This window comes from Streptomyces solicamelliae (assembly GCF_045348655.1).
GTDB lineage: Bacteria > Actinomycetota > Actinomycetes > Streptomycetales > Streptomycetaceae > Streptomyces > Streptomyces solicamelliae.
In genome coordinates this window covers 1,792,743-1,808,319 of record NZ_CP160404.1, presented here as the reverse complement: position 1 = coordinate 1,808,319, position 15,577 = coordinate 1,792,743, and the positions used below count along the sequence as shown (strand labels likewise).

At 72.0% G+C, this 15,577-nt stretch carries 17 protein-coding genes; 12 read left to right on the top strand and 5 right to left on the bottom strand.

Annotated elements, in window-relative coordinates; translation table 11 throughout:
- The first annotated feature begins 33 nt into the window (after nucleotides 1–33).
- The 4 genes from ABZO31_RS08370 to ABZO31_RS08355 all read left to right on the top strand — a co-directional run bounded on the left by ABZO31_RS08370 (nucleotide 34) and on the right by ABZO31_RS08355 (nucleotide 3,557).
- A complete protein-coding gene (locus tag ABZO31_RS08370; RefSeq protein ID WP_406860470.1) occupies nucleotides 34–1,200 on the top strand; it encodes an ArsA family ATPase in 1,167 nt (388 codons plus the stop codon).
- A gap of 73 nt (nucleotides 1,201–1,273) precedes the next feature.
- The gene (locus ABZO31_RS08365; RefSeq protein WP_406860469.1) at nucleotides 1,274–1,723 is read left to right on the top strand and encodes a DUF5304 domain-containing protein; all 450 of its coding nucleotides are present in this window, start codon (nucleotides 1,274–1,276) and stop codon (nucleotides 1,721–1,723) included.
- Nucleotides 1,724–1,789: 66 nt separating this feature from the next.
- Nucleotides 1,790–2,731 (top strand): ROK family glucokinase, encoded by a 942-nt coding sequence (locus tag ABZO31_RS08360; RefSeq protein ID WP_406860468.1) that lies wholly within the window; start codon nucleotides 1,790–1,792, stop codon nucleotides 2,729–2,731.
- Between the two features lie 73 nt (nucleotides 2,732–2,804).
- Nucleotides 2,805–3,557, top strand: coding sequence for an endonuclease/exonuclease/phosphatase family protein (locus ABZO31_RS08355; protein ID WP_406860467.1), 753 nt, complete (start codon nucleotides 2,805–2,807; stop codon nucleotides 3,555–3,557).
- 162 nt (nucleotides 3,558–3,719) lie between these two features.
- On the opposite strand, the gene ABZO31_RS08350 is transcribed toward ABZO31_RS08355, so the two are convergent.
- Together ABZO31_RS08350 and ABZO31_RS08345 are read right to left on the bottom strand one after the other, a co-directional pair.
- A complete protein-coding gene (locus ABZO31_RS08350; protein WP_406860466.1) occupies nucleotides 3,720–4,457 on the bottom strand; it encodes a hypothetical protein in 738 nt (245 codons plus the stop codon).
- Nucleotides 4,450–5,232, bottom strand: coding sequence for an alpha/beta hydrolase (locus ABZO31_RS08345; RefSeq protein ID WP_406860465.1), 783 nt, complete (start codon nucleotides 5,230–5,232; stop codon nucleotides 4,450–4,452). Before ABZO31_RS08345 ends, ABZO31_RS08350 begins: the two co-directional genes overlap by 8 nt.
- Before the next feature lie 191 nt (nucleotides 5,233–5,423).
- On the opposite strand from ABZO31_RS08345, the gene ABZO31_RS08340 reads away from it, so the two are divergent.
- The 5 genes from ABZO31_RS08340 (at nucleotide 5,424) to ABZO31_RS08320 (ending at nucleotide 10,408) form a co-directional block, all read left to right on the top strand.
- A complete protein-coding gene (locus ABZO31_RS08340; RefSeq protein WP_406865290.1) occupies nucleotides 5,424–6,155 on the top strand; it encodes a lysophospholipid acyltransferase family protein in 732 nt (243 codons plus the stop codon).
- Nucleotides 6,156–6,189: 34 nt separating this feature from the next.
- Nucleotides 6,190–7,431 carry a MacS family sensor histidine kinase gene (gene macS, locus ABZO31_RS08335; protein ID WP_406860464.1) on the top strand — a complete coding sequence of 414 codons (1,242 nt, stop codon included), beginning with the start codon at nucleotides 6,190–6,192 and terminating at the stop codon, nucleotides 7,429–7,431.
- Nucleotides 7,428–8,132: a response regulator gene (locus ABZO31_RS08330; RefSeq protein ID WP_406860463.1), complete on the top strand. Its 705-nt coding sequence runs from the start codon at nucleotides 7,428–7,430 to the stop codon at nucleotides 8,130–8,132. The genes macS and ABZO31_RS08330 overlap by 4 nt, the downstream gene beginning before the upstream one ends.
- Before the next feature lie 167 nt (nucleotides 8,133–8,299).
- A complete protein-coding gene (locus ABZO31_RS08325; RefSeq protein ID WP_406860462.1) occupies nucleotides 8,300–9,328 on the top strand; it encodes a 6-phosphofructokinase in 1,029 nt (342 codons plus the stop codon).
- 63 nt (nucleotides 9,329–9,391) lie between these two features.
- The gene (locus ABZO31_RS08320; protein WP_406860461.1) at nucleotides 9,392–10,408 is read left to right on the top strand and encodes a 2-hydroxyacid dehydrogenase; all 1,017 of its coding nucleotides are present in this window, start codon (nucleotides 9,392–9,394) and stop codon (nucleotides 10,406–10,408) included.
- A gap of 12 nt (nucleotides 10,409–10,420) precedes the next feature.
- Here ABZO31_RS08320 and ABZO31_RS08315 read toward each other — a convergent pair whose 3' ends face one another.
- Both ABZO31_RS08315 and ABZO31_RS08310 read right to left on the bottom strand, forming a co-directional pair.
- Entirely contained in the window at nucleotides 10,421–12,331 is a 1,911-nt protein-coding gene (locus tag ABZO31_RS08315) for an anthranilate synthase family protein (protein ID WP_406860460.1), read from the bottom strand.
- Nucleotides 12,332–12,426: 95 nt separating this feature from the next.
- Complete coding sequence (locus ABZO31_RS08310) at nucleotides 12,427–12,483, bottom strand: trp operon leader peptide (RefSeq protein ID WP_071528813.1); 57 nt, start codon at nucleotides 12,481–12,483, stop codon at nucleotides 12,427–12,429.
- A 92-nt stretch (nucleotides 12,484–12,575) separates the two neighbouring features.
- Between ABZO31_RS08310 and ABZO31_RS08305 the strand changes: the two genes are divergently transcribed.
- Both ABZO31_RS08305 and ABZO31_RS08300 read left to right on the top strand, forming a co-directional pair.
- Nucleotides 12,576–13,928, top strand: coding sequence for a class II 3-deoxy-7-phosphoheptulonate synthase (locus tag ABZO31_RS08305; protein WP_406860459.1), 1,353 nt, complete (start codon nucleotides 12,576–12,578; stop codon nucleotides 13,926–13,928).
- Between the two features lie 119 nt (nucleotides 13,929–14,047).
- Nucleotides 14,048–14,299, top strand: coding sequence for a (2Fe-2S)-binding protein (locus tag ABZO31_RS08300; protein WP_406860458.1), 252 nt, complete (start codon nucleotides 14,048–14,050; stop codon nucleotides 14,297–14,299).
- Nucleotide 14,300: 1 nt separating this feature from the next.
- Here ABZO31_RS08300 and bfr read toward each other — a convergent pair whose 3' ends face one another.
- On the bottom strand, nucleotides 14,301–14,777 hold the full coding sequence (gene bfr, locus ABZO31_RS08295) for a bacterioferritin (protein ID WP_406860457.1): 477 nt from the start codon (nucleotides 14,775–14,777) through the stop codon (nucleotides 14,301–14,303).
- 164 nt (nucleotides 14,778–14,941) lie between these two features.
- Here bfr and ABZO31_RS08290 point away from each other — a divergent pair, with 164 nt between their 5' ends.
- On the top strand, nucleotides 14,942–15,574 hold the full coding sequence (locus ABZO31_RS08290; protein WP_406860456.1) for a sulfite oxidase-like oxidoreductase: 633 nt from the start codon (nucleotides 14,942–14,944) through the stop codon (nucleotides 15,572–15,574).
- The last annotated feature ends 3 nt before the right edge of the window (nucleotides 15,575–15,577 follow it).

The following is a 15,577-nucleotide window of genomic DNA, read 5'->3' as shown; positions in this document are numbered from 1 at the left end:
CCCCGTGGACCCGACCCCCGGTACCGTCACCGCATGCGGATCATCCTTGTCACCGGCCCCGGCGGCGCAGGCCGTACCACGGTCGCCGCGGCCACAGCGCTGGCGGCAGCCCACGCGGGCCGCCGGGTCCTGCTGGTCTCGCGCGAGGCGGACGGCGTCCTCGGCGAGGGGACAGCGGGGCTGGACGTCCTGCGTCCCGACCCCGCCAAGGACTTCCGCCGAGAATTCCTCGCCCTCCAGGAACGTTCCGCCGCCGCCCTCGACCTCCTCGGCGCCGCGCCCTTCGAGGACGCCGAGCTGACCGAGCTCCCCGGCAGCACCGAGTTCGCCCTGCTCCGCGCCCTGCGCGACGCCGCCGCCGGCGACCACGACCTCGTCGTCGCCGACCTGCCGCCGCTGCCCCAGGCACTCGCCCTGCTCGCCCTGCCCGAGCAGCTCCGCCGCTACCTGCGCCGCGTGCTGCCGCCCGAGCGGCAGGCCGCCCGCGCCCTGCGCCCGATGCTCGCCCAGCTCGCCGGCGTCCCCATGCCCGCCCGGTGGCTGTACGAGACCGCCGCCCGCTGGGAGGCCGAGCTCGCCGCCGTCCAGGCCGTCGTCGACGCCCCCGAGACCGCCGTACGCCTCGTCGCCGAACCCGGCCCGGCCGCCGCCGACACCCTCCACACCGCCCGGCTCGGCCTCGCCCTGCACGGACTGCGCGTCGACCGGGTCCTCGCCAACCGGGTCCTGCCCGCCGAGACCCCCGACCCCTGGCTCGCCGCCTGGGCCGAGCGGCAGCGCGGACACCTGGACGAGCTCCGCACCGCGTACGGCTCCGTGCGCGCACTGCCGCACCTCGGCCGCGACCCCCGCGGCCCCGAGGACCTGGCCGCGCTCGGGCTGCACGACGAGCCCGCCGCCGACCCGCGACTCGTCCCCGCACCCCGCTCCGCCGTCGACGAGCCCGCCGAGCCCGGCGGCGTCCTCACCTGGCGGCTGCCCGTCCCCGGCGCGGCCAAGAAGGACATCGCGCTGGTCCGCCGCGGCGACGAACTGCTGCTCGGCGTCGGCCCGTTCCGCCGCGTCCTGCCGCTCGCGCCGGTCCTGCGCCGCTGCACCGTATCCGGCGCCGCGCTCGTCGACGGCGAACTGCGCATCCGGTTCACCCCCGACCCCGACCTGTGGCCGAAGGGCTCCGTCCCGGCCGGGCGGACCCCGTGAACACGGTGCGCCCGTTCGGGTAACGTCGAGGGTGGAGAGCAGACCGCCGCGAGGCCCGTCCGAGGAGTGCGTCATGAGCGATGCCGGTGAGCGTCCTTCCGTCGACTCCGACGCCTGGGCCAAGGCCTGCGCCGAGGACCTGGAGGCCGAGAAGGCCCGCCACCGGGCGTCCGCGGGCGAGCCCGGCTCGGCCGCCGAGGAGTTCCGCAAGCTCTTCGAGGCCGTCGCCGACAAGGTCTCCGGACTGAAGTCCCCGCTCATGGGCGTGGCCGCCCAGGGCGCGGTGCAGCAGTTCGTCAACCAGGCGAAGGCCGCCGTCGAGCCGGTCATCGAGCGCAACCCGCAGGTCTTCGACCACCTCGCCGCCGCCGGCAACGAGCTGCTCGCCGCGTACCGCTCCGCCGTCCAGAGCCAGGAACAGCGCTGGACCCGCGAGCAGTCCGGCCGCCCCGAGAAGGGCGACCCGCGAGTGGATCCCCGCGACGAGGGCCCCGGCCCCGGCGAGAGCATCGACCTGGACTGACCGGGGTCGCCCGGTCACCTCGGGTACGGTTGCCTCAGCGGGGCACGACCGAATACTGAGGGACACATGGGACTCACCATCGGCGTCGACATCGGCGGTACGAAGATCGCGGCCGGTGTGGTCGACGAAGAGGGCACGATTCTCGACACCCACACGGTGCCCACCCCGCCGACGCCCGACGGCATCGTCGACGCGATCTGCGCCGCCGTCTCCGAGGCCGGCAAGGGGCACCAGATCGAGGCCGTCGGCATCGGCGCCGCCGGCTACGTGGACGACAAGCGCGCCACCGTCCTGTTCGCGCCGAACATCGACTGGCGCTCCGAGCCGCTCAAGGACAAGGTCGAACAGCGCGTCGGCCTGCCCGTCGTCGTGGAGAACGACGCCAACGCGGCCGCCTGGGGCGAGTACCGCTTCGGCGCCGGCCAGGGCCACGAGGACGTCATCTGCATCACCCTCGGCACCGGCCTCGGCGGCGGCATCATCATCGGCAACAAGCTGCGCCGGGGACGCTTCGGCGTGGCCGCCGAGTTCGGCCACATCCGGGTCGTCCCGGACGGCCTGCTCTGCGGCTGCGGCAGCCAGGGCTGCTGGGAGCAGTACGCCTCCGGCCGCGCCCTCGTCCGGTACGCGAAGCAGCGCGCGGCCGCCACGCCGGAGCACGCGACGGTGCTGCTCGGGCTCGGCGACGGCACGCCCGAGGGCATCGAGGGCAAGCACATCAGCGCGGCGGCCCGGCAGGGCGACCCGGTGGCGGTGGACTCCTTCCGCGAGCTGGCCCGCTGGGCCGGCGCCGGACTCGCCGACCTGGCCTCGCTGTTCGACCCCTCCGCGTTCATCGTCGGCGGCGGCGTCTCCGACGAGGGCGAGCTGGTCCTGGACCCGATCCGGAAGTCCTTCCGGCGCTGGCTGATCGGCGCGCAGTGGCGACCGCACGCCCAGGTCCTCGCGGCGAAGCTGGGCAACAAGGCCGGGCTCGTCGGCGCGGCGGACCTCGCCCGTCAGGGCTGACCCGGCTGACATGCCGTCACCCGCCCGTCGCGCCCTCTGGGGCGCGGCGGGCGGGTGACGTATGTTGCCGGGCATGGGGAACACCGCGCTGCCCGATTCCCGTACCGAGACGGACGGTTCGGCCGTCGTCCGGGTCCTGAGCTACAACGTCCGCTCCCTGCGCGACGACGAGGACGCCCTCACCCGGGTCGTCCGCGCCTGCGCGCCGGACCTCGTCTTCGTCCAGGAGGCGCCGCTCTTCTTCCGCTGGCGCAAGCACGCGGCGCGGCTCGCCAAGAAGAGCGACATGCTGGTCCTCACCGGCGGCGGGTCCGCCGCGGGCCCGCTGCTGCTCTGCACGCTCCGGTCGACCGTGGAGCGCACCGAGGACGTCCTGCTGCCGCGCACCCCCGGTCTGCACCGCAGGGGCCTGGCCACCGCGGTCGTCCGGATCGGCGGCGCCCGGCTCGGTCTGATCAGCTGCCACCTCAGCCTGCAGGCGGAGGAGCGGTACGCGCAGACCGGGCAGCTCCTGGACCGGCTCAAGGCCCTGGACGTCCCGCACGGCATCGTCGCCGGCGACATCAACGAACGCCCCGACGGCCCGAGCTTCCGCCGTCTGGCCGGCGAACTCCAGGACTGCCGGGCGGTACGCCCCTGGGGCGGCGAGCACACCTTCACCCCCGCGGACCCGCGCCGCCGCATCGACGCCGTCTTCGCCACGTCCGGCATCGAGGTCCTCGGCTGCGGCGTCCCCACCGGCCTCCCGGGCGTCACCGAAGAAGACCTGAGGGCGGCCACGGACCATCTGCCGGTCCTGGCCGCCCTGAGGATCCCGCCCGCCTGATGTGGCCGGCGGACGGAGTCCGCCGCAGCCGGCCGAAGCCCGGGAGGCGCCCCGGCGCCGAGCGGTGCGAGTGCCGGCGTGAGGAGGATTCTGCCCTGAGGGCGGCCACGGACCATCTGCCGGTCCCGGCCGCCCTCAGGGTGCCCGCCTGCCTGAGCTGCGCTACACCACCGCGCCCCGGCCCGGGTCGTCGTGGTCGTCGTCATCGTCGTCGTGCTGCATGCGGGCCACCAGGGTGGCGAAGCCGCCGAGGAAGCCGGCCACGCAGACCGTGGTCAGCCACCAGGTCATCTCCCACCGGAAGAGGACCGCGAGCAGCATCAGGACCGGGCCGCCGATCGCGCCCAGCCAGGCGAACTTCGTCGTCGCGTCGGCCTCCGGCAGCGGCGGCGGCTCCGGCGGGACGAAGTGGCCCTCGTCGTCGTCCCCGCTGCTCTTCCTGCTGCGGGTGACGGGCTCCTCGTCCGGGTCGGCGAGCGCGTAGTCGCGCGGTCCCGGGGCGGGGCCCACCCCGGGGGCGAACACGATCGAGCTGCCCAGCGGGGGCTTGGCCGGGCCGGCCTCGGCCCGGTCCCCGTCCGGACCGTCGTCCTCGTTCTCGTTCTCGTCCTCGTCCTCGTCCGAGGGTTCGTCACCGTCCTCCGAATCGTCCGAGTCCTCCGAGTCCTCGTCCTCCTCGTCGGAGTCCTCGTCGCCGTCCGCGGACGCCTCGGCGTCGGCCGGGGCCTCGGCCGACTCCTCCTCGTACGCGGGCAGCGCGAGATCCTCCACCGGGCGGAACGGCTTCGCGCCCGGCGGGTCGGCCGGCTCCTCGCCGTAGCCGGCGACGATCGCCGCCCACGCGGCCTCCTCGTCGATCGGCTGCGGCTCCCGCTCGCCGCCGTCCTGCTGCTCAGCCACCGTTCGCAATTCCCTTCGTCGCCTCGACGTCCGGAGCGAGCCGGCCGATGAAGGCCCAGCTCTCCTCGAAGATGCGCTCCGCGTCGTGGTCCAACGTCGCCACGTGGTAGCTCTGTTCCAGCAGGATCTCCCGCACGTCCGTGGACGAGACCCGGCCGAGGATCCGCGCCGAGTCCACCGGCGGGACCACATGGTCCTGCGGGCTGTGCAGCAGCACCATCGGCTGCGTGACCTGCGGCAGCTCCTTGTCGACCAGCCGGAAGAACCTCCGCACCGAGTGCGCCGCGTGCAGCGGCACCCGGTCGTAGCCGATCTCCTCGACGCCCGGCTTGGCGATGTCGCTGGTCAGCCCCTTCGTCGTCCGCACCAGGTGCCGGGCGACCGGCAGGGCGTACGCGGACAGGCCGTGGACCTTGTTCGCCGGGTTCACGACCACGACGCCGGCGATCCGGTCACCGTGCTTCGCCGCGAGCCGCAGCGTCAGCGCGCCGCCCATGGACAGGCCGAAGACGAAGACCGTCGTACAGCGGGCGAGCAGCTCCTGCAGGGCCCGCTCCACCTCCGCGTACCAGTCCTCCCAGCCGGTGACGGCCATGTCCTCCCAGCGGGTGCCGTGGCCGGGCAGCAGCGGCAGCGACACCGTGAGGCCGCGCTCGGCGAGGTACTCGGCCCAGGGGCGGAGCGACTGCGGGGAACCGGTGAAACCGTGACACAGAAGGACGCCGACCTCTCCGCCCTCATGGCGGTACGGCTCGGCTCCAGGAAGGACCGGCACGTCGGTCTCCTGTTCGTGAGGTCTGGTGGGCTGGGGGATGTACGGGGAAGTGCGATGCGGTGTCTTCACCGTACGCGACGGGACCGACACCGACCAGGGCCGATGCGGCCCCGTGCGGGGGAGCGCGGGCCCGCACGGGTTAAGGTCTGATCGACGGAACACGGGAGGCACTGGTCTTGATCTACGGCGCAATGAAGTTCTCCATCGGGGGGTCGCTGAAGCTCGCCTTCAGGCCCTGGGTGGAGGGCCTCGAGAACATTCCCGCCGAGGGCCCGGCGATCCTGGCCAGCAACCACCTGTCGTTCTCCGACTCGTTCTTCCTGCCGGCGGTCCTGGACCGCAAGGTCACCTTCATCGCCAAGGCCGAGTACTTCACCAGCCCCGGCGTCAAGGGCAGGCTCACCGCCGCGTTCTTCAAGGGCGTCGGCCAGCTCCCGGTGGACCGCTCCGGTGCCCGCGGCGCCGGCGAGGCCGCCATCAAGAGCGGTATCGAGGTCATCGAGCGCGGCGAGCTGTTCGGCATCTACCCGGAGGGCACCCGCTCCCCGGACGGCCGGCTCTACCGCGGCAAGCCCGGCGGCCTGGCCCGCGTGGCGCTGGCCACCGGCGCCCCGGTGATCCCGGTCGCGATGATCGACACCGAGAAGATCCAGCCGCCCGGCAAGGTCGTGCCCAAGCTGATGCGCCCGGGGATCCGGATCGGCAAGCCCCTCGACTTCAGCCGCTACCAGGGCATGGAGGGCGACCGCTTCATCCTGCGCTCGGTGACCGACGAGGTCATGTACGAGATCATGAAGCTGTCCGGGCAGGAGTACGTCGACATCTACGCGACCGCCGCCAAGCGGCAGCTCGCGGAGGCGGAGAAGGCGGCCAAGGAGGCCGTGAAGGAAGAGATCGCGGCCCGGCAGGAGTCCGGCGCGTAACTTCCCCGCGAGGGGGAGTCGGGGGGTGGGGGAGATGGCCAAGCGCGAGCGTGTCGTGCGCATGTCGGTCGAGCAGCCGCTGTGGCGTGCGCTCACCGGGTACCGCGTCATCACGATGATCTACGCGGTGCTGCTGTTCGTCTTCGGCCGGGACCGCTACGAACACCCCTGGGTGGCCATCGTCTTCCTCGCCGTGATGTGCGTGTGGACGCTGGCCACGCTGCCCCAGGTGTCCGGCGCGATCCGCTGCACCAAACGGTTCCTGTCCGCCGATCTGGCCATCGCGCTCACCGGCATCCTGCTCACCCCGGTCGCCGACGCCCACGCGCAGACCGTCGACGGCCCCACGCTGCCGTCCATCTGGACCGCCGGCGTGGCCCTCGCGTACGCGATCAAGGGCGGCTGGCGCTGGGCGGCCTTCGCCTCCTCGCTGATCGCCGGCGCGAACATCGTCGCCCGCGGCACGCCCACCCTCGACACCCTGCACAACGTGCTCCTCGTGTGGGTGGCCTCCGTCGCCGTCGGGTACATCGTCGAGGTCGCCCGCGCCTCCGAGCGCACCCTCGCCCGCGCCCTGGAGATCGAGGCCGCCACCCGCGAACGGGAGCGCCTGGCCCGGGACATCCACGACAGCGTGCTCCAGGTCCTCGCCATGGTGCAGCGGCGCGGCACCGCCCTGGGCGGCGAGGCGGCCGAGCTCGGCCGGATGGCCGGCGAGCAGGAGATCGCCCTGCGCACCCTGGTCGCGGGCGGGCTCAACCGGCCCTCCCGGGCCTCCGAGGACGAGTCCGAGGGCGCTTTCGTCCGGGTCGTCGAGGTTCCGGACGAGGACGACGAGAACGGCGACGACGGCCCGGTCGACCTGCGCACGCTGCTCGCCCCGCGCGCCGGGGCGAGGGTCAGCCTGGCCGACCCGGGTGCTCCGGTCCTGCTCCCGCCGGCCGCCGCGCGCGAGCTGGCCGCCGCCGTCGGCGCCGCGCTGGACAATGTGGAGCGGCACGCCGGACCGGAGGCCCGCGCGTGGATCCTGGTCGAGGACTGGCCGGACGAGGTGATCGTCACCGTGCGGGACGACGGCCCGGGCATCCCCGAGGGGCGGCTCGCCCAGGCCGAGGGCGAGGGCCGGATGGGCGTCGCGCTCTCCATCCGGGGGCGGCTGCGGGACCTCGGCGGCGCCGCCGAGCTGATCTCGGTCCCCGGCCAGGGCACGGAAGTAGAACTGAAGGTTCCACGGGCCACCGGGAACGCGCGGGGGAAGGCAGGACAGGGACGATGAGTACGACGAGCGAGCCGCAGCAGACCGGCGGACAGCAGCAGATCAGGGTCATGGTGGTCGACGACCACCCGATGTGGCGGGACGCGGTCGCCCGTGACCTCGCGGAGAACGGCTTCGACGTGGTCGCCACCGCCGGCGACGGCGAGCAGGCGGTCCGCCGGGCCCGCGCGGCCGCCCCCGACGTCCTCGTCCTCGACCTCAACCTGCCCGCCAAGCCGGGCGTCCAGGTCTGCAAGGAGCTCGTCGGCGCCGACCCGACGCTGCGGGTCCTGGTGCTCTCCGCGAGCGGCGAGCACGCCGACGTCCTGGAGGCCGTGAAGTCCGGCGCCACGGGCTATCTGCTCAAGTCGGCGTCCACCGAGGAGCTGCTCGACGCCGTGCGCCGCACCGCCGTCGGCGACCCGGTCTTCACCCCGGGCCTGGCCGGCCTGGTCCTCGGCGAGTACCGCCGGCTCGCCTCCGAGCCCGCCCCGGCCGAGGGCGGCCGGGACGAGCCGAAGGCCCCGCAGCTCACCGAGCGGGAGACCGAGGTGCTCCGGCTGGTCGCCAAGGGCCTGAGTTACAAGCAGATCGCCGAGCGCCTGGTGATCTCGCACCGCACCGTGCAGAACCACGTCCAGAACACCCTCGGCAAGCTCCAGCTGCACAACCGGGTCGAGCTGGTCCGGTACGCCATCGAGCGCGGCCTGGACGACGCCTGACGGACCGCCGGAGGACCGCCGGCGGACGCTTCACTCGAAAGAGTGAAGCTGAGGCGGTCAACTCCCCTCCCCGCGCCCGGAATTCACCTTTTCGACCGTCCCGGTGTGATGCGCATCACTACTAACGTGACCCGCATACGTGTCCCACGACGGCGAAGGGAACTTCCATGCGGGTCGGAGTACTGACCGGCGGCGGCGACTGCCCCGGCCTCAACGCGGTCATCCGCGGCATCGTCCGCAAGGGCGTCCAGGAGTACGGGTACGCCTTCACCGGCTTCAAGGACGGCTGGCGCGGTCCGCTGGAGGGCCACACCGTACCGCTCGACATCCCCGCCGTCCGCGGCATCCTGCCCCGCGGCGGCACCATCCTCGGCTCCTCGCGCACCAACCCGCTGCGCGCCGAGCACGGCGTCCGCCGGATCAAGGACAACCTCGCCAAGGCCGAGGTCGACGCGCTGATCGCGATCGGCGGCGAGGACACCCTCGGCGTGGCGGCCACGCTCTCCGACGAGTACGGGGTGCCCTGCGTCGGAGTGCCGAAGACCATCGACAACGACCTCTCCGCCACCGACTACACCTTCGGCTTCGACACCGCCGTCGGCATCGCCACCGAGGCCATCGACCGGCTGCACACCACCGCCGAGTCCCACATGCGGGTCCTCGTCGTCGAGGTCATGGGCCGGCACGCCGGCTGGATCGCCCTGCACTCCGGCCTGGCCGGCGGGGCCAACGTCATCCTCATCCCCGAGCAGCGCTTCGACGTCGAGCAGGTCTGCACCTGGGTGGAGTCACGGTTCCGGGCCACGTACGCCCCGATCGTCGTGATCGCGGAGGGCGCCATGCCGAAGGACGGCGACCTGGTCCTCAAGGACGGCTCGCTCGACTCCTTCGGGCACGTGCGGCTCTCCGGCGTCGGCGAGTGGCTGGCCCGGGAGGTCGAGCGGCGCACCGGCAAGGAGGCCCGGACCACCGTGCTCGGCCACGTCCAGCGCGGTGGCACGCCCAGCGCCTTCGACCGCTGGCTGGCCACCCGTTTCGGGCTGCACGCCATCGACGCGGTCCGGGACGGCGACTTCGGGAAGATGGTCGCGCTGCGCGGCACGGACATCGTGCGCGTCCCGATCGCCGAGGCCACGGCGAAGCTCAAGACGGTCGACCCGAAGCTGTACGACGAGGTCGGCGTCTTCTTCGGCTGACTCCGGCCCTCCCGCGTATATTCGCCGGTGACCAGACAATTCCGGCAAACCCCCGGAGGGGCCGTGGAGATCCTGGCGTTCGGTGTGCAGGCCGACGAGAAACCGCTGCTCGAGAAGGCGTTCGCGGGGCGGCACGAGGTCCGCTGCCTCGATGTCTTCCTCACCGAGGACACCGCCCCCATCGCCGCCGGCCACGAGGCGATCTCCACCAGCGTCAACGCGGACCTGAACGCCCGTGTCCTGCGCATCCTGTCCGGCGGCGGCACCCGCTTCATCGCCCAGCGCTCCACCGGCTTCAACAACATCGACCTCGGCGTCGCCCAGCAGCTGGGCCTGACCGTCGCCCGGGTCTCGCACTACTCGCCGTACTCGGTCGCCGAGTTCGCCTGGACGCTGGCGATGGCGGTCAACCGGCGGATCGTCCGCGCCGCCATCCGCACCCGCGACTTCGACTTCCGGCTCGACGGGCTGATGGGCCGCGACCTGCACGGGCGCACCGTCGGCGTGCTCGGCACCGGCAGGATCGGCGAGGCGTTCACCCGGATCGCCCACGGCTTCGGCATGGACCTGCTCGGCTGGGACGTCCACGAGAACGCCGCCTGCGTCGAGCTCGGCATGAAGTACGTCGACAAGGAGCAGCTGCTCGCCGAGTCCGACGTGGTCAGCCTGCACGTACCGCTGACGCCCGCCACCCGGCACCTGCTCGACGCCGCCGCGCTGAGGTCCATGAAGGACGAGGCGATCCTGGTGAACTCCAGCCGCGGCGGCCTCATCGACACCGAGGCCCTCGTCGGCGAGCTCCGCGCGGGGCGCTTCACCGGCGTGGGCCTCGACGTGTACGAGGCGGAGGCCGGGCTGTTCTTCCTCGACAAGTCCCTGGAGGTCGTCGACGACGACACCCTGGCCCGGCTCATGACCTTCCCGAACGTCCTCGTCACCTCGCACCAGGCGTACTACACCCTGGACGCGGTCGGCCAGATCATCGACACCACCGTCCAGAACGTCCTCGACTACGCGGCGGGCCGCCGCAGCGAGAACGTCCTGGTCCCGGCCGCCGTCGTCCAGGAGGGCGACGACTGATCGACTTGTCGACTAGACGAGCACGCCCGCGAGGAGCGAGGCGGTGAGCGCCGCCCCGTCCATCGTCAGCACCGACTCCGGGTGGAACTGCACGCCCGCGAAGCCCGGCCCGCGCAGGGCGTGGACCTCGCCGGTCGCCCCGTCGCGGCTCACCTCGATGCGGTGCATCGCCAGTTCGGTGGCGGTGCGGTCGTCGCAGCGGGCGGTGAAGCTGTTGTAGAAGCCGACCGTCTGCTCCTGCCCGAACAGGTCGATCCGCACCTGCACCCCCTGGAACGGCGTCCGCTTGCGGACCAGCTCCAGACCCAGCTCCGCCGCGATCAGCTCGTGCCCCAGGCAGACGCCCAGCAGGCCGTGCCGGTGGTTCCGTACGAGCTCCGCGGTCAGCCCGCGCAGGAACCGCATCTTCGGGTCCGTCGCGTCGGCCGGGTCCCCCGGCCCGGGGCCCAGCACCACCGGGCCCTCGTGGGCCAGGGCCAGCTCCCGCAGCCCCGGCTCGTCGTACCGCAGCACCGAGACCTCCAGGCCGGAGGAACGCAGCAGGTGCGCCAGCATCGCGGTGAAGGTGTCCTCCGCGTCGATCACCAGCGCGTGCCCGCTCAGCTCGGCCGACTTCCCCCAGGCTCTCAACTCCGTTCGAGCAGGGAGGTCCCCCATCTGCATCTTCAGCCAGAACGGCGCCAGGTCCGCCCGCCGGGCGTCCAGCGCGGCCCGCACCCGCGGGTCGTCCGCGAGGCGCGGCGGTACGGGCTCGGCCGCGATGGCCGGCCGCCCCGGCCGTACCCCGAGCGCGGCCAGCACGCCCGCCGCCTTGGCGTGCGTCTCCGCGACCTCCGACGCCGGGTCGGAGTGCCGGACGAGCGTCGCTCCCACGGGGACCCGCAGCGTCCCGTCCGCCGCGATGTCCGCCGTCCGGATCAGGATGGGGGAGTCCAGCGTCTGCGCCCCGCTCGCGTCCGTCCCGAGCAGCGCCAGCGCCCCCGCGTAGTAGCCGCGACCGCCCGCCTCGTGCCGCTCGATCACCCGGCAGGCGTTCTGCACCGGGGACCCGGTGACGGTCGCCGCGAACATGGTCTCCTTCAGCACCTCCCGCACGTCCAGCGACGAACGCCCGCGCAGCTCGTACTCCGTGTGGGCCAGGTGCGCCATCTCCTTCAGCCGCGGCCCGATCACCACCCCGCCCATGTCGCCGACGGTGCACATCATCTTCAGCTCCTCGTCGACGACCATCGACAGCTCGTCGCGCTCCTTGCGGTCGGCGAGGAAGGCGAGCAGGTCCTCCGGCGTCGGCGCGCCCCCGGCCGGGTACCGGTACGTCCCGCTGATCGGGTTCATGACCACGGTCCCGCCCGACATGCGGACGTGCACCTCCGGACTCGCCCCGACCAGCGTCCGGTCCCCGGTGTGGACGACGAACGTCCAGTACGCGCCCCGCTCGCCCGCGAGCAGCCGCCGGAACAGTGCCAGGGCGTCGGCCCGCCCGAAGCCCGGGATCTCCCCGGTGTACGTGCGCCGGACGACGAAGTTCGCGCCCTCGCCCGCGCCGATCTCGTCCTCGATCACCCGGCGCACGATCCGCCCGTACTCCTCGTCGGAGACGTCGAAGCCGCCGTCCTCGACCCGTACGTCGTGCGCCGGGAGCTGCGCGAGCGCCTCGGCGAGCGGCAGCTCGTACGCCTCCTCGGCGACCAGCACCGACAGCGGCGTGCCGTCGTCGCGGACGTCGAAGCCGCGCTCCCGGATCTGCCGGAACGGAACGAGCGCCAGCGTCGGCAGCTCCCGTACCGGCAGCTCGGCGAGCCGCTCGGCCTCGTGCACCGCGCCGATCAGCACCTCGACGGTGTCGTGGTCACGACCCGGGGTGCGGCGGCGCAGCAGCGCGAACGGGGGGCAGGAGTCGTCCAGCAGACGGGACAGGTCCATGCGATGCGTTCCTTCCGTGGGAGGGGAGGAACGGCCGGGAAACGAAGAAGGCCGCCCCTCGGGCGGCCTTCGCGTGTGTCTCGGTGTACGCGCAGTCAGTGGGCCGCCGGATGAGCGGTCCACCACCAGTTCTGGGTCGAGTGCGCGAACATGAGGGCGATCGTAACGCATGATGCGCGTCGCCTCCGTCTCATCCATCGGTCACTGGCGTGGACGGACCATTTCGCCACGTACTGTGGGATGCGTGACCGTGAACGCTGATTCCCACGCCGTCGCCAAGGCGACCTGGCGAGACCTGCCCGCGGCGCAGCAGCCCGAGTACCCCGATGCCGAGGCTCTGCGCGATGTGATCGCGGACCTCGAGTCGTATCCCCCGCTCGTCTTCGCCGGCGAGTGCGACCAGCTGCGCGCCCGGATGGGAGCCGTCGCCCGTGGCGAGGCGTTCCTGCTCCAGGGCGGCGACTGCGCCGAGGCCTTCGACGCCGTGTCCGCCGACCACATCCGGGCCAAGCTCAAGACGCTGCTCCAGATGTCCGCCGTCCTCACGTACGCGGCCTCCGTGCCCGTCGTGAAGGTCGGCCGCATCGCGGGCCAGTACTCGAAGCCCCGTTCCAAGGGGACCGAGACGCGTGACGGGGTGACGCTGCCGACCTACCGCGGCGACTCCGTGAACGGCTTCGACTTCAACGAGGCCGCCCGTGTCCCGGACCCCGAGCGCCTGAAGCGGATGTACAACGCCTCCGCTTCCACGCTCAACCTGGTGCGCGCCTTCACCACCGGTGGTTACGCGGACCTGCGCCAGGTGCACGCCTGGAACCAGGACTTCGTGAAGTCGTCCCCGTCGGGCCAGCGCTACGAGCAGCTGGCGCGCGAGATCGACAACGCGCTGAACTTCATGAAGGCCTGTGGCACCGACCCGGCCGAGTTCCGCGCGGTCGAGTTCTACGCCTCCCACGAGGCGCTGCTGCTCGACTACGAGGGCGCGCTGACGCGTACCGACTCGCGCACCGGCAAGCTGTACGACACCTCCGGCCACATGGTCTGGATCGGTGAGCGCACCCGCCAGCTGGACCACGCCCACATCGAGTTCGCCTCGCAGATCGCGAACCCGATCGGCATCAAGCTGGGCCCGACGACCACGGTCGACGACGCGCTCACGTACATCGACCGGCTCGACCCGGAGCGCGAGCCGGGCCGACTGACCTTCATCGTCCGCATGGGCGCCGACAAGGTCCGGGACAAGCTCCCGGAGCTGGTCGAGAAGGTCACCGCCTCCGGCGCGGTCGTCGCCTGGGTGACCGACCCGATGCACGGCAACACCTTCGAGGCGGCCTCCGGCCACAAGACCCGCCGTTTCGACGACGTGCTCGACGAGGTCAAGGGCTTCTTCGAGGTCCACAAGGAGCTGGGCACCCACCCGGGCGGCATCCACGTGGAGCTCACCGGCGACGACGTCACGGAGTGCGTGGGCGGCGGCGACGAGATCTTCGTCGACGACCTGCACCAGCGCTACGAGACGGCCTGCGACCCGCGGCTCAACCGCAGCCAGTCGCTCGACCTGGCCTTCCTGGTCGCGGAGATGTACCGCGATCAGTAAGTAGGTTCGTACGACCCTGGGGCGCGGATCCTGTGATCCGCGCCCCAGAGTCATTTCCGGTCTTTACACCTGAGGGTCGCCGGGTAAGGTTAGGTTAGCCTTATCGATCCCGGCGGGAGGTGAACCGCGTGTACGTCTGCTCATGCTTCGGTGTCACGGAGAAGCAGGTCAAGGAGCACGCCGACGCGGGCGCCTGCACGCCCCGCCAGATCGCCTCCGCCTGCAAGGCGGGCACGGACTGCGGTTCCTGCGTCCGCAAGATCCAGTCCCTCCTCGGCCGCGGCAACTGCCCGAGGCGCGAGCTGGTCGAGCAGGGGATGCCGGCGCTGACGGCCGAGATCACCGGCAACCAGCTCGACGAAGCGGCCTGAGTCAGCTCGGCTGCTCGATCAGCGTCGAGAGGTACAGCGCCTCGCCCAGGCTCTCGATCAGCTCCAGCTGGGTGTCGAGATAGTCGATGTGGTGCTCCTCGTCGGCCAGGATCTCCTCGAAGAGGTTGGCTGACGTGATGTCGTTCTTGGCGCGCATCACCTCGATGCCGCGCTTGAGCCGGTCGATCGCCTCGACCTCGACCTGCCGGTCCGCCTCGAACATCTCCTTGACCGTCTGGCCGACGCGCACATGGAAGAGCCGCTGGTAATTGGGCAGGCCGTCGAGCATCAGGATGCGCTCGGTCAGCTTGTCCGCGTGCTTCATCTCGTCGATGGACTCTTCGCGGGTGTACTTCGCGAGCTTGGTCCAGCCCTTGTTGTCCTGGATGCGGTAGTGCAGCCAGTACTGGTTGACGGCCGTCAGCTCACCGGTCAGCTGCTCGTTGAGGAACTCGAGGACCTCGGGGTCGCCCTGCATCGCAGCGGCTCCTTCCACGCATTCTTAAGTCGTGACTGGGCAGGATGGCCGCATCCTTGCACCACGATCGGGGAGCGTCCAGTAAGTGCAGGCTTAGTGGGAGTTGCCCGTTTCAAGGGTTCCCTGGTCATGACCACCCCTCCCGGTCTGTCACCATGGTGGACATGGGTCAGCCGGAGAGCGGAGAACACCGGGAAGCGGGGCAGGTGGACCTTCCGCCGGGGCAGCGACTGCAGCGCGGCTGGCCGGTCACCCACTACGGTCCGGTACCCCGGTTCAAGCCCGACCGCTGGGAGTTCCGGGTCTTCGGCGCGACCGCCGACGGCGAGAAGCGGTGCTGGAACCACGAGGAGTTCTCGGCCCTGCCGTTCTCCACGGTCGTGGCCGATCTGCACTGCGTCACGAAGTTCAGCATGGTGGGGGCCGAATGGGGCGGGGTGCCCGCCCGGACGATCCTCGAACTGGCCCCGCCGGCGCCGAACGTCACCCATGTGATGGTCTGGGCCGAGTACGGCTTCAGCGCCAATCTGCGGCTGTCGGACTTCGACTCCGACCGCACGATCTTCGCCACGCACAAGGACGGTGAGCTGCTCACGGCCGAGCACGGCTTCCCGCTGCGGCTGGTCGTGCCGCATCTGTACGCCTGGAAGGGGCCCAAGTGGGTCCGCGGTGTGGAGTACATGACCGCGGACCGGCGGGGATTCTGGGAGGAGCGGGGCTACCACAACATCGGCGACCCGTGGACCGAGCAGCGCTACTCGTACCAGGAGGAGCCGGGCGACGGCCCGGAGCTCTGACCC